General features: G+C 69.0%; 11 protein-coding genes and 2 tRNA genes. 3 read left to right on the top strand and 10 right to left on the bottom strand.

What is annotated here, in order from left to right; genetic code table 11:
- The first annotated feature begins 17 nt into the window (after positions 1–17).
- The gene (gene pknB, locus Q9R28_RS06085; protein ID WP_311205674.1) at positions 18–1,853 is read left to right on the top strand and encodes a Stk1 family PASTA domain-containing Ser/Thr kinase; all 1,836 of its coding nucleotides are present in this window, start codon (positions 18–20) and stop codon (positions 1,851–1,853) included.
- A gap of 124 nt (positions 1,854–1,977) precedes the next feature.
- On the opposite strand, the gene Q9R28_RS06080 is transcribed toward pknB, so the two are convergent.
- Entirely contained in the window at positions 1,978–2,622 is a 645-nt protein-coding gene (locus Q9R28_RS06080) for an aminodeoxychorismate/anthranilate synthase component II (protein ID WP_066651138.1), read from the bottom strand.
- Positions 2,623–2,704: 82 nt separating this feature from the next.
- Between Q9R28_RS06080 and Q9R28_RS06075 the strand changes: the two genes are divergently transcribed.
- Complete coding sequence (locus Q9R28_RS06075) at positions 2,705–2,959, top strand: cell division protein CrgA (RefSeq protein WP_022907010.1); 255 nt, start codon at positions 2,705–2,707, stop codon at positions 2,957–2,959.
- A 387-nt stretch (positions 2,960–3,346) separates the two neighbouring features.
- On the opposite strand, the gene Q9R28_RS06070 is transcribed toward Q9R28_RS06075, so the two are convergent.
- Both Q9R28_RS06070 and Q9R28_RS06065 read right to left on the bottom strand, forming a co-directional pair.
- Positions 3,347–4,213 carry a rhomboid family intramembrane serine protease gene (locus tag Q9R28_RS06070; RefSeq protein WP_311205673.1) on the bottom strand — a complete coding sequence of 289 codons (867 nt, stop codon included), beginning with the start codon at positions 4,211–4,213 and terminating at the stop codon, positions 3,347–3,349.
- A gap of 5 nt (positions 4,214–4,218) precedes the next feature.
- Positions 4,219–4,758, bottom strand: coding sequence for a peptidylprolyl isomerase (locus Q9R28_RS06065; RefSeq protein WP_066651135.1), 540 nt, complete (start codon positions 4,756–4,758; stop codon positions 4,219–4,221).
- Between the two features lie 116 nt (positions 4,759–4,874).
- Here Q9R28_RS06065 and Q9R28_RS06060 point away from each other — a divergent pair, with 116 nt between their 5' ends.
- The gene (locus tag Q9R28_RS06060; RefSeq protein ID WP_066651134.1) at positions 4,875–5,450 is read left to right on the top strand and encodes a hypothetical protein; all 576 of its coding nucleotides are present in this window, start codon (positions 4,875–4,877) and stop codon (positions 5,448–5,450) included.
- A 628-nt stretch (positions 5,451–6,078) separates the two neighbouring features.
- Here Q9R28_RS06060 and Q9R28_RS06055 read toward each other — a convergent pair.
- The 7 genes from Q9R28_RS06055 to recF form a co-directional block, all read right to left on the bottom strand.
- Positions 6,079–6,151 (bottom strand) — tRNA-Ala (locus tag Q9R28_RS06055).
- Positions 6,152–6,183: 32 nt separating this feature from the next.
- A tRNA-Ile gene (locus tag Q9R28_RS06050) sits at positions 6,184–6,260 on the bottom strand.
- 76 nt (positions 6,261–6,336) lie between these two features.
- Positions 6,337–6,744, bottom strand: coding sequence for a DUF3566 domain-containing protein (locus Q9R28_RS06045; RefSeq protein ID WP_066651132.1), 408 nt, complete (start codon positions 6,742–6,744; stop codon positions 6,337–6,339).
- Positions 6,737–9,400 carry a DNA gyrase subunit A gene (gene gyrA / locus Q9R28_RS06040; protein ID WP_066651131.1) on the bottom strand — a complete coding sequence of 888 codons (2,664 nt, stop codon included), beginning with the start codon at positions 9,398–9,400 and terminating at the stop codon, positions 6,737–6,739. Before gyrA ends, Q9R28_RS06045 begins: the two co-directional genes overlap by 8 nt.
- 131 nt (positions 9,401–9,531) lie before the next feature.
- A complete protein-coding gene (gyrB, locus tag Q9R28_RS06035; protein WP_066651129.1) occupies positions 9,532–11,541 on the bottom strand; it encodes a DNA topoisomerase (ATP-hydrolyzing) subunit B in 2,010 nt (669 codons plus the stop codon).
- 133 nt (positions 11,542–11,674) lie between these two features.
- A complete protein-coding gene (locus tag Q9R28_RS06030; RefSeq protein ID WP_066651128.1) occupies positions 11,675–12,175 on the bottom strand; it encodes a DUF721 domain-containing protein in 501 nt (166 codons plus the stop codon).
- Complete coding sequence (recF, locus tag Q9R28_RS06025) at positions 12,175–13,353, bottom strand: DNA replication/repair protein RecF (RefSeq protein WP_066651126.1); 1,179 nt, start codon at positions 13,351–13,353, stop codon at positions 12,175–12,177. The genes Q9R28_RS06030 and recF overlap by 1 nt, the downstream gene beginning before the upstream one ends.
- Positions 13,354–13,385 lie beyond the last annotated feature (32 nt).

Below are 13,385 nucleotides of genomic sequence, written 5' to 3'. Positions count from 1 at the left end.
AACATTCGGAGGAGTACGTGCCAGAAGGTGTGACCGCGGGGATCACGCTCCTCGCCGACCGCTACGAGATCGGTGACGTCATCGGTCGTGGGGGCATGGCGACGGTGCACGTGGGCACCGACACGCGACTCGGTCGCAAGGTGGCGGTGAAGCTCCTCAAGCCGAGCCTCGCCACGGACCCGACCTTCCGGATCCGCTTCCGGCAGGAGGCCCAGGCGGCGGCCCGCATGGCGCACCCGACGATCGTGCGCGTCTACGACGCGGGCGAGGAGACGGTCACCGAGCCCTCCGGCGCCCAGGTCCAGGTGCCCTACATCGTCATGGAGCACGTCGACGGTCGCGCACTCTCCGACGTGCTCGACGACGGCCCGCTCGACCCGGTCGAGGCGGTCCGCATCACCGAGGGGATCCTCACCGCCCTCGAGTACTCGCACCGCGCCGGCGTGGTGCACCGCGACATCAAGCCCGCGAACGTCATGGTGACGCACAGCGGCCAGGTCAAGGTGATGGACTTCGGCATCGCCCGTGCCATCACCGACACGTCCGCGACGGTCGCGCAGACGACCTCGATCCTCGGGACGGCCTCGTACTTCTCGCCGGAGCAGGCCCGCGGTGAGACCGTCGACGCCCGGACCGACCTGTACTCGACCGGCGTGCTGCTCTTCGAGCTGCTCACCGGCCGCCCGCCCTTCGTCGGCGACTCCCCGGTCGCCGTGGCCTACCAGCACGTGAGCGAGCAGCCGGTCGCGCCCTCCACGCTCGTGCCCGAGGTGTCCCCGGCGCTCGACGCGGTGACGCTGCACGCCCTGGTGAAGGACCGCACCCGTCGGTTCCAGACCGCCGCGGACTTCCGGACCGACCTGCAGCAGGCCGCCGCCGGCAAGGTCCCGGTGTCCACGCGCACGCTCCAGCAGAACGCGGCACACGACGCGTCCACGATGCTCTTCGGCGTGAACCCCCGCACGACCTCGAACCCTGCGGTGGCGTTCCGCGAGCTCGACGACGACGCCGCTGACCACCGACCCCAGCGCACGCAGAACCGCCCTCCGGTCGCCTGGATCTGGCTCGGCATCATCCTCACCGCCGCCGTCATCGCGGGCGTGGTGTTCTTCGTCGCGAACCTGCAGCCCGGCAAGGCACCGGTGTCGTCGTCGGTGTCCGTACCGAACGTCGTCGGCGCCACGTGGGACTCGGCGCGGACCGAACTCGAGAAGCGGGACCTCAGTGCCGTCGAGGTCGGCGAGAACTCCGACGACGTCGCCAAGGACACGGTCATCCGCACCGAGCCCGGGGAGGGCACGAACGTCGCCCGCAAGCAGAGCATCCGCGTCGTCGTCTCCCTGGGACCGGAGCAGGTCGCCGTCCCGGACGTCGCCAACCAGACGCAGGACGCGGCGGAACAGGCCCTGAAGGACGCCGGGTTCGCGGTCGGAGCGATCAACAGCGACTACTCGAGCGACGTGCCCGAGGGCACCGTGATGAGCAGCGACCCGGGCAGCAGCACGCAGCTGACGAAGGGTTCCGTCGTCAACCTGACGGTCTCCAACGGCAAGGTGCAGATGCCGGACGTCACGCAGCAGCCGATCAGCGCCGCCAACGAGGCACTCGCGAACCTCGGGCTGAAGGTCGTGGCGTCCCCGACGTACACGTGCACGGGCAGCACCGTGGTGCAGCAGAGCGTGCCGCAGGGCGACGTCGCGCAGGGCAGCACCATCACGCTGACGTACTGCGCAGCCTCGGCACAGCGGCCGTCGCAGGCGCCGTCCGTCCCCGACCGGGGTGGCGACGACAGCAGCGGTAGTGACGGTGGCGGCGGCAGCGGGACCGTCCAGGGCGGCGGCGCCGGACAGTAGTCCGTCCGTCACGTCGGCTGCGGCGGGCGTCCGTCCGTCGGCCTGGAGGCACGCGGCAGCATCCCCGCGGACGTCGCCTGCGCCGGTGGTCACCGGACGCGTCGGCGGTCGTACCGCTCCGGCGTCAGGACCGGTGTTCGGCGATCAGCGGGTTGAGCGCTGCGGCCCGCTCGGCAGCACCGGTCAGACCGGTGGTCTCGAGCCAGTTGCCGACCATCCGGTACCCGCCCTCGGTGAGGACGGACTCCGGGTGGAACTGCACGCCGTACACCGGGTGGTCACGGTGCTGCACGCCCATGATCACCCCACCTGCGGTCCGCGCCGTGACGGTGAGCTCGTCGGGCACCGTCCCGTCGACGATCGCGAGCGAGTGGTACCGCGTGGCGGTGAACGGGTGCGGGACACCGGCGAAGAGCACGCTGTCGTCGTGGTCGACCTGCGAGGTCTTCCCGTGCATGAGCTCCTCGGCATGGGTCACCGTGGCGCCCATGGCCTCGGCGATCGCCTGGTGCCCGAGGCACACGCCGAGCAGCGGGGTCTCGGCGTCGACGGCCGCACGCACGGTGGGGATCGAGACACCGGCGTCCGCGGGGGTACCCGGCCCGGGCGAGAGCAGCACACCGTCGTAGTCGGCGATGCGCTCGGCGATCTCGTCCTCGGGGAACGCGTCGTTCCGGACGACGTCAGTGTCCGCGCCGAGCTGCTGCAGGTAGCCGTTGAGCGTGTAGACGAAGCTGTCGTAGTTGTCGACGACGAGGATCTTGGTCATGGTCGGATCACCGTACTCGTGGGGGATGTGCGCGGGCTGCTGAGGGTCTTCCCACAGACGTGGTCACGGTAGGATACCGGCCATGGCCAAGGACAAGGACCGCACCAAGCCCGCCCGGAGGACCCGAGCCGACTCGGTCGACACGGCGGGCGACCAGCCCAACCCCGTGTGGTTCAAGCCGGTCATGTTCGGCTTCATGCTCATCGGGCTGGCCTGGGTCATCGTCTTCTACATCTCGAACACGACCCTGCCCGTACCGTCGCTCGGGTCGTGGAACATCCTGATCGGCTTCGGGATCATGTTCATCGGGTTCCTCATGACCACGCGGTGGCGCTGACCGCCGCCCAGCATCTCCCGACGCCCGTCGTACCGCCCGGTACGGCGGGCGTCGTCGTTCGCCCCGGCCTGCCCCGGCCCGTCCCCTCACGGCCCGTCCTGTCCCGGCTCGCTGTCCACAAGCCCGACAGCACCCGGTCGCATCCGTCCACACCCGGGACCGCGTTCTCCACAGTTGTCCACACTTTCCACACGACCGTCCACACCATGGCCCCCGAGTTGTCCACAGGCTCGTCCACAGTGGGGATAATCACACCCGTGTAACTCACCGAGTTGTCCCCAACTGTGGAGAACTCATCGGACGGCTGTGGAGAGCGGCCTCCGGAGACGCAGAACGCCCCGCCCCACACTGTGGTGGGACGGGGCGTCCTGAGCGGCGGCGGACTCGTCAGCCGATCGCGTAGCCACCGATGCTGATGTACGCGGCGCCGATCCCGGCCACGAGCAGGACCGCTTCGGCGACGAGGAGCCCGATCTGCAGGCCACGCTGCCGGACGTTCCGGGTCTTGGAGAAGACGAAGCCGGTGACGAACCCGAGCACGATGCCACCGACGTGGGCCTGCCACGAGATGTTGGTCCCGGGCAGGAAGCCGACGACGAGGTTGAGCCCCATGATGGCGAGCAGCTGGACGGCGTTGTAGCCGAGGCTGCGCTGGATCACGAAGAACGCCGCGAACAGCCCGAAGATCGCACCCGAGGCGCCGACCACCGGCGTACCGGGGGTCAGCAGGGACACCGCGAGGTCACCGCCGAGGCCCGCCAGGAAGTACAGCGCGACGAAGCGCCACGTGCCGAGGAGGTTCTCGAGGATCCGCCCGAAGATGAACACCGCGAGCATGTTGAACCCGATGTGGAAGATCGACGAGTGGACGAACAGCCCCGTGACGAGGCGCCACGGCTGTGTCCCGACCAACGGCGTCCAGTAGCTGAGCCACTGGTTGACGACGTTGCCGGACAGCAGGTTCAGCAGCCAGATCACGACCGACACGGCGATGATCACCGTGGTCGCCTTCTGGTCCATCATCGCGAACCGACGACGGGCGACGGTCAGGCCGCCCGGGGCCCCGGAGGCACGACGGTTCGCCTGGAACTGCGCGCGCTGTTCACGCACGCACTCCGGGCAGTGCACGCCGACGGCCGCCGGCGTCTGGCACTCGGTGCAGATCGTCCGCCCGCACCGCTGGCACAGGATGAAGCTCTGCCGGTCCGGGTGCCGGTAGCAGTAGTTGTCCCGCCCCGGGGCCTGGTCGGTCACCGGGTTCAGACGTCCTCGACGTCGATGCTCTCGATGACGACGTCCTCGACGGGCTTGTCGCGACCGTCGGTCGGCACGCCCTCGATCGCGTCGACGACCGCGCGCGACTCGTCGTCGGCGACCTCACCGAAGATGGTGTGCTTGCCCTGCAGCCAGGGGGTCGCCACGGTCGTGATGAAGAACTGCGAGCCGTTCGTGCCGCGCCCGCCCTGGATGCCGGCGTTCGCCATCGCGAAGATGTACGGCTCCTGGAAGGTGAGCTCCGGGTGGATCTCGTCGTCGAAGCGGTAGCCCGGACCACCGATGCCCTGACCGAGCGGGTCGCCGCCCTGGATCATGAAGTCCTTGATGATGCGGTGGAAGACGACACCGTCGTAGAGCTTGTCGGTCGAGACCTTGCCCGTGCCGGGGTGCGTCCACTCCTGCTTGCCGGTCGCGAGGTCGACGAAGTTCTTGACGGTCTTCGGGGCGTGGTTGCCGAACAGGTTGACGCGGATGTCGCCCTTGTTCGTGTGGATCGTTGCGACAGCGGTGTGCAGAGACATGTGTCGATTCTCGCATGCACTCCTGACGGTGACACGGATCACACAGCCGACGATCCGTGACCTGTCAGGGTGCTCGGTGGCAGGATGGGGTCACGCCGATCCGATGGAGGTACCAGATGACGACGATCGAGATCCCGCGCAAGCGTCGGAAGCAGATCAAGAAGCTCAAGGGCAAGACGGCCTCGCTCCTCGGCGAGCAGCGCAAGGTCCTCGAGCACGCGAACGCGATCCTCGCCGAGGCCCGCTCGCACGCTGCTGACGCAGCCCGCAAGGACATCGCCCCCCGCGTGCAGAACGCGATCGACAACGGGATCCGTCCCGCCGTCGCGACGGGCGTGCACGCAGCGACCTCGGCCGCGCACAGCGCGTCGCACCGCTTCCAGACCGAGGTCGTCCCCGGCCTCGTGGCGACCGCTGGTTCGGTGATGAGCGTGAAGGACCTCGCGAAGGACCCGCGCGTCAAGAAGATCGTGAAGGACGCCCAGAAGAAGGGCAAGAAGGCGAAGAAGGCCGCGGCGAAGTACACGCCGGGGCAGCAGAAGAAGGGCCTCGGGTTCGGTGGGGTCGCCCTCATCGTCGTCGGTGTGGTCGCCGTTGCCGGTGCCGCGTACGCCGCCTACCAGACGCTCCGCGCCGACGACGACCTGTGGGTCGCCGACGACGCCGACACGGCGGAGAAGCCCGCCGCCTGACCTCCCGGTTCGTACGAAGGGCCCCGGCACCGCGCCGGGGCCCTTCGTCGTCCCCGGCCGTCCCGCACGCCGCAGAACCTGCCCCGGCCCCGGCCCCGTGCCACCTGCCCCGAGCCCCGAGCCCCGAGCCCCGAACCCCGAGCCCCGAACGGGCGACATACGGCCCGCTCACCGCTGAGACTCGACGAGAAGAACCCTGTCGACGCCCCGCACGCGGCACGTCCTGCCCGCTCGGCAGCCCCAGCCTCAGGCACAGCACCGGCCCCAGCCTCAGGCACAGGCCCGGCCTCAGCCCCAGCCACAGCCACAGCCACAGCCACAGACTGGAGGCACGCCCTCATCCCGTCAGCCGCTGATGCGCCGTCGCGCAACATGCCGCCGTCGCTTGCCCAGGTGCCACGACATGCCGCGTCGAAGCACCACAGACGGCATGTCGTGCGCCAGCGCCGGGCCGAACGCCCGCAGCGGCAGCACCCCTCGCCCGAAGACGACCGAGACGACCATCCCGCAGCGGCAACGCCCGGAAGAAGGCGACCATCGCGGAGCGGCGCGCCGGAGGCGCCGACGAACACGACGACCGAAACCGGCGGAGCGAGGAACGAGCGGAGCAGTATCCGCCCTGAGGGAGTGGAGCCTGGGAGAATCGAACTCCCGACATCCTGCTTGCAAAGCAGGCGCTCTACCAACTGAGCTAAGGCCCCGTGAGGACCAGCGTACTGGTCCCGGTGGGAAGTGGTGGGGCTACAAGGACTTGAACCTTGGACCTCTTCGTTATCAGCGAAGCGCTCTAACCGCCTGAGCTATAGCCCCTCAGACCAGAAGAAAGCCTACCGTACCGATCTCGGAGAACGAAATCGAGGGGCGACTGCCGTCCGGCCCGGGTGTGTCAGTTGTTCGTGAAGCCCACGAGCAGGCCGCCCGTGATCCGCACACTGAGGTTGTAGAGGACACTCACGATCGCGCCGAGCACGGTGCCGACGACCACGTTGAGGATGCCCACCACGACCGAGAACCCGAGGACCTGCCCGAGCGAGAACTGGTCCATGATCGAGTAGCTGTTCTGCCCGGTGACGTCCTTGAGCAGGGCGTCGATCTGGGTGAACACACCGGTCTGGTTGAGGATGACCCAGACCAGCGCGGTCGCGACGATGATCACGATCGAACCGGCGAGCGCGATGAGGAAGCTCAGCTTCACCATCGACCAGAAGTCGAGGTACACCAGACGCAGGCGGACCTGCCGGGTACCGCTGGGACGTTTCGCCTTCTTCTGGAGCTTCTCGGCGACACTACTCATTGTTCGACTGGTCCTCTCCGGCCTCGTCCTCGACAGGCTCGGTGTCGGCGGGGTCGGCGGGTTCGGGGGCCGCTTCGTCAGGGCTCACCGTCTCCACCGGGCCCGCAGGCTCGATCTCGGGGTCGGCGTCGTCCTGGTCATCCAGGTTCCGCTCGCTGTTCCGGGCCACCGCGATGATCCGGTCGTTCTCCGCGAACCTCGCGAAGACCACACCCATCGTGTCGCGACCCTTGGCGGGCACCTCGGACACGGCAGACCTTACCACCTTGCCCGATTGCAGCACGACGAGCACCTCGTCGTCCTCGCCGACGATGAGCGCCCCCACGAGGTCGCCCCGATCGGCGGCCAGCTTGGCCACCTTGATGCCGAGACCACCGCGGCCCTGCACCCGGTACTGGTCGACCGAGGTGCGCTTGGCGTAGCCGCCCTCGGTCATCACCCACACGTAGCCGTCGTCCGACACCACACGTGCGGCGAGCAGTGCGTCGTCGCCGCGGAAGGACATGCCCTTCACGCCGGAGGTCGAGCGGCCCATCGGACGGAGGGTGTCGTTGGTCGCGGTGAAGCGGAGCGACATGCCGTGCTTCGACACGAGCAGCAGGTCGTCGGTCTCGTCGACGAGCAGTGCCTGGCGGAGCTTGTCGCCCTCGCGGAGGTTGATCGCGATGATGCCGCCGGTGCGGTTGGTGTCGTACTCGGTCAGCGCGGTCTTCTTGACCAGACCCTGCTCGGTCGCGAGCACGAGGTACTGCGCCGCCTCGTAGTCGCGGATGTCGAGCACCTGCTGGATCTGCTCGTCGGGCTGCATGGCGAGCAGGTTGGCGACGTGCTGCCCCTTGGCGTCACGGCTCGCCTCCTGCAGCTCGTACGCCTTGGCGCGGTACACGCGGCCCTGGTCGGTGAGGAAGAGCAGCCAGTGGTGGGTCGTCGTGACGAAGAAGTGCTCGACGATGTCGTCCGCGCGGAGCTGCGCACCCTTGACGCCGCGACCGCCGCGGTGCTGTGACCGGTAGTTGTCGCTCCGCGTGCGCTTGACGTACCCGCCGCGGGTGATGGTGACGACCATCTCCTCTTCCGGGATGAGGTCCTCGATGGACATGTCACCGTCGTAGCCGAGCATGATCTCGCTGCGACGGTCGTCCCCGAAGCGGTCGACGATCTCGGCGAGCTCGTCGCCGATGATCGTGCGCTGCCGGGTCTCCGACGCCAGGATGTCCTGGAAGTCGGCGATCTTGCGCTCGAGTTCCTCGGCCTCGTCGTGGATCTTCTGGCGCTCGAGGGCGGCCAGGCGGCGGAGCTGCAGCTCGAGGATCGCGCGTGCCTGGATCTCGTCGACGGACAGCAGGTCCATCAGGCCGGTCCGCGCCTCCTCGACGTCGGGCGACCGACGGATGAGCGCGATGACCTCGTCGAGGGCGTCGAGCGCCGCGAGGTAGCCGCGCAGGATGTGCGCGCGCTTCTCGGCTTCGCGGAGCCGGTACTGGGTACGGCGGACGATGACGTCGATCTGGTGGTCGACCCATGCCGAGATGAAGCCGTCGAGCGACAGCGTGCGCGGCACCCCGTCGACGATGGCGAGCATGTTCGCGCCGAAGTTCTCCTGCAGCTGCGTGTGCTTGTACAGGTTGTTGAGCACGACCTTCGCCACCGCGTCGCGCTTCAGCACGATGACCAGGCGCTGACCGGTGCGGCCGGAGGTCTCGTCGCGGATGTCCGCGATGCCGGCGAGCTTGCCGTCCTTCACGCCCTCGGCGATGCGGATCGCCAGGTTGTCCGGGTTCACCTGGTACGGCAGCTCGGTGACGACCAGGCACGTGCGGCCCTGGATCTCCTCGACGTTGACGACCGCGCGCATCGTGATCGAGCCACGACCGGTGCGGTAGGCGTCCTGGATGCCCTTCGTGCCGAGGATCTGCGCGCCGGTCGGGAAGTCCGGGCCCTTGATCCGCTGCATGAGCGCGCCGAGGAGCTCCTCGCGCGTCGCGTCCGGGTGCGCGAGCGCCCACTGGGCGCCCTCGGCGACCTCGCGCAGGTTGTGCGGGGGGATGTTCGTGGCCATGCCGACCGCGATGCCGACCGACCCGTTGACGAGCAGGTTCGGGAAGCGCGCCGGCAGGATCGACGGCTCCTGCGTGCGGCCGTCGTAGTTGTCCTGGAAGTCGACGGTGTCCTCGTCGATGTCCCGGACCATCTCCATGGCGAGCGGTGCCATCTTGGTCTCGGTGTACCGCGGGGCCGCGGCGCCGTCGTTGCCCGGGGACCCGAAGTTGCCCTGGCCGAGCGCGAGCGGGTACCGGAGCGACCACGGCTGCACGAGGCGGACGAGCGCGTCGTAGATCGCGCTGTCGCCGTGCGGGTGGAACTGGCCCATGACGTCACCGACGACGCGGGAGCACTTCGAGAACGCCCGGTCCGGCCGGTAGCCGCCGTCGAACATCGCGTAGATGACGCGGCGGTGGACCGGCTTCAGGCCGTCACGGACCTCCGGCAGCGCACGTCCGACGATGACGGACATCGCGTAGTCGAGGTACGACCGCTGCATCTCGAGCTGCAGGTCGACCTGCGAGATGCGGTCGCCGGAGACCACGATGTCGCCTACCTCGCCGTGCACGATCTCGGGCTGCTCGTCGGCGCCGTTCTCGTTGTCGTCAGCCATGTGGCTTGGTCACCTTTCTGGTGGCCCTCCGGTCGTCGGCCGGGAGGCACTGGTTCCGTCGGTCGCGCCGGGCGCGACCACAGGGGGTCGGGACTGGTCGACGCGGCTGGCACCGCGCCTCCAGGCCGGTACTAGATGTCGAGGAAGCGGACGTCCTTGGCGTTCTGCTGGATGAACTGGCGTCGCGACTCGACGTCCTCACCCATCAGCGTCGCGAAGACGCTGTCGACCGCGGCGGCGTCCTCGAGCGTGACCTGCAGGAGCGTGCGGGTGTCCGGGTTCATCGTGGTGTCCCAGAGCTCCTTGTAGTCCATCTCGCCCAGACCCTTGTAGCGCTGGATCCCGTTGTCCTTCGGGATGCGCTTGCCGGCGGCGATGCCCGCCTGCATCAGGGCGTCGCGCTCCCGGTCGCTGAACACGTACTCGTGCGCCGCGTTCGACCACTTCAGGCGGTACAGCGGCGGCTGTGCGAGGTACACGTACCCGCGCTCGATGAGCGGACGCATGTAGCGGAAGAGCAGCGTGAGCAGCAGCGTCGTGATGTGCTGGCCGTCGACGTCGGCATCGGCCATCAGCACGATCTTGTGGTACCGGGCCTTGTCCGGGTCGAAGTCCTCGCCGATGCCGGCGCCGAACGCCGTGATCATCGACTGGATCTCCTGGTTGGCCAGGGCGCGGTCGAGGCGGGCCTTCTCGACGTTGAGGATCTTGCCGCGCAGCGGCAGGATCGCCTGGGTCATGGGGTTGCGGCCCTGCACGGCGGAACCACCGGCGGAGTCGCCCTCGACCATGAAGATCTCCGACAGCGTCGGGTCCTTCGACTGGCAGTCCTTGAGCTTGCCGGGCATGCCGCCCGACTCGAGCAGCCCCTTGCGCCGGGTGGTCTCGCGGGCCTTGCGGGCGGCGAGCCGGGCCTGCGACGCCTGGATCGCCTTCCGCACGACGTCGCGCGCCTGGGCCGGGTTGCTCTCGAACCAGTGGGTGAGCTCGGTGCCGACGACGCGCTGCACGAACGACTTCGCCTCGGTGTTGCCGAGCTTGGTCTTCGTCTGGCCCTCGAACTGCGGCTCGCCGAGCTTCACGGAGATGACGGCGGTCAGCCCTTCGCGGATGTCGTCACCCGTGAGGTTGTCGTCCTTCTCCTTGATGATCTTGGTCTCGCGGGCGTACCGGTTGACCAGGCTCGTCAGGGCCGCACGGAAGCCCTCTTCGTGGGTGCCGCCCTCGTGCGTGTTGATCGTGTTCGCGAAGGTGTGGACGCTCTCCTGGTAGGAGGTGTTCCACTGCATGGCGATCTCGAGCGCGATCTTGCGCTCGGTGTCCTCGGCCTCGATCGCGATGACGTCGGGGTGGACGAGGTCGGCCTTCTTCTGCGCGTTGAGGTACTCGACGTAGTCGGGCAGCCCGCGCTCGTAGCGGAAGGAGTCACGGCGCGACTCCTCGCCCTCGTCCGGGGTGCGCTCGTCGGTGAGGTTGATGCGGAGGCCCTTGTTGAGGAAGGCCATCTGCTGGAAGCGCGTGCGCAGCGTCTCGTAGTCGAACTCGACGGTCTCGAAGATGTCGGCGTTCGGCCAGAACGTGATCGTGGTGCCGGTCACGTCGGTCTCCTCGTCCTTCGAGACGGGGGCGACCGGGACGCCGTCGGTGTAGCTCTGGCGCCAGACGTGGCCCTGGCGGCGGACCTCGACGTCGAGCTCGGAGCTCAGGGCGTTCACGACGGAGGAGCCCACGCCGTGCAGACCACCGGACACCGCGTACCCGCCGCCACCGAACTTGCCGCCGGCGTGCAGGACGGTGAGGACGACCTGGAGCGTCGAGACACCCTCGGCCGCGTGGGTGTCGACCGGGATGCCACGGCCGTTGTCGACCACGCGGACGCCGCCGTCCTCGCGGATGGTGACGTCGATCGTGTCGCAGTAGCCGGCCAGTGCTTCGTCGACGGAGTTGTCGACGATCTCCTGCACCAGGTGGTGGAGACCGCGCGGACCCGTCGAACCGATGTACATGCCCGGGCGCTTGCGGACCGCCTCGAGCCCCTCCAGCACCTGAATCTGGTCTGCGCCGTACGATGGTTCCGTCGGTGGAGCCTGCTCGGTCTCGTCCTGCGGGATCGTCCGGTCGTCGTCAGATTCTGATGCCATGTCGGGATTGCTCCTGCCTGCGCGCGGAACGCCCGCACACTGCACTCGCCAGTCTACCGCAGGAGCCCCTCTCCACGGGGCTCATCCGCCCGCTGGACGGGTGTTCTTCATCCCCGAGGACGATTTCGTCGCCTCAACCGTAGGTGTCGCGAGGACCACGCCCCTGGACGGTCCTGGGACCGCGTTTCCAGGTGGGGACGTCCGGGCCGGAAACCCGGATCGACTGCACGCCCGCTCCCGGGTGCCGCTCGGCGATCGTCGTCGTCACGGTCGCGCGCATCAGACGGAGCTGCGTCGCCCACGCCGTCGAGTCGCAGCGGATGACGAGCGTGCCGTCGTCGATCGTCATCGGGCGCGAGTGCTTCGCGAGTTCGTCGCCCACCACGGCGGGCCAGTCGACGAAGAGCTCCGAGCGCGCCAACGGCTCCGACCACCCGAGTTCCTGGGCCAGCGCGCCGACCACGTCGCCGAGCCCCCGGGGTTCGCGACCCTTGCCGTACGGAACCGTGTCGGCGTCGAGCTCGCGGGACCGGCGACGTCGGGCGTCGACGGTGCGGAGGGACGGGTCGCCGAACACGGCGCGCAGGTGCCGGTACACCCGCGAGGGCTCGGAGGGCTTCCACGGCTTGGGCATCAGGCGCGAGCCTCGTCCGTCACGATCGTGCCCGCCTCGATCCGGACGGTGTGGGCGGCGAGCTGGTCGGGCACGTCCCCGAACACCGCGGCGGTGATGAGCACCTGCTCGTAGTCGGCGACCGCCCCCGCCAACCGTTCACGCCGTGACTCGTCGAGCTCGGCGAACACGTCGTCGAGGATGATGATCGGATCGCCGAGCGTCGACTCCGCCCGGAGCACCGCGGCTCCGGCGAGCTTGATCGCGAGGGCGAACGACCACGACTCGCCGTGGCTGGCGTACCCGCGCGCAGGTAACCCGTTCAGCTGGAAGAGCACGTCGTCGCGGTGCGGTCCGACGAGGGTCAGTCCGCGGTCGAGTTCGTCCCGACGCCGACGCTCGAGCGCACCACGGAAGGCCTCGGCCGCAGCGGCGACGGACACCGGTTCGTCCGGCGTCCCGAGCACCGGGTCGGTCGCGGCAGCGTCCTCGGGGTCACCGCCGCGCACGCTGAGCACACCCGAGATGGTCGCCTCGTGCCGTTCGCCGGCGACGGTGGCGTAGGCCTCGGTCACGAACGGCGCGAGGCGACGGGTGAGGTGGTCGCGGGCCGCGATGATCTCGGAACCGAACGCGACGAGCCGGTCGTCCCAGACGTCCAGCGTCGCGAGGGACCCGGACCGCGCACCGGTCGCCCGTGCCGACTTCAGCAGGGTGTTCCGCTGCTTGAGCGTCCGGTCGTAGTCGGCGAGCACGCCCTGCATCCGGGGTGCGATCTGACCGAGCAGCTCGTCCAGCATGCGCCGACGGCCCGAGGGCTCACCGCGGACGAGGGCCAGGTCCTCGGGGGCGAAGAGCACGCTGGTGCAGTACCGCGGCAGTTCGCGGGGCTTGATCGCGGCCCGGTTGACCTGGGCTCGGTTCGACCCGGTGCGGTTGATCTGCACCTCGGCCAGGATGCTGCGGTCCTCGTGCGCCAGTCGAGCGCGCACGATCGCGGCGTCGCAGCCCTGACGGACGAGGGCGGCGTCGGTCGGCACCCGGTGCGACCCGAGGGTCGAGAGGTAGCCGATCGCCTCGACCAGGTTGGTCTTGCCCTGTCCGTTCCGCCCGACGAACAGGTTCGGCCCGCGTGCGAGGTCGACGTCCGCCTCCCGGTAGTTCCGGAAGTCGGTGAGTTGCAGGTGGTCGACGTGCACGCGGGCCGGGACGAGCTCAGGTGGTGACCTGA

This window comes from Curtobacterium sp. BRD11, assembly GCF_031844345.1.
Lineage (GTDB): Bacteria > Actinomycetota > Actinomycetes > Actinomycetales > Microbacteriaceae > Curtobacterium.
This window is presented reverse-complemented; position numbering and strand designations above follow the sequence as displayed.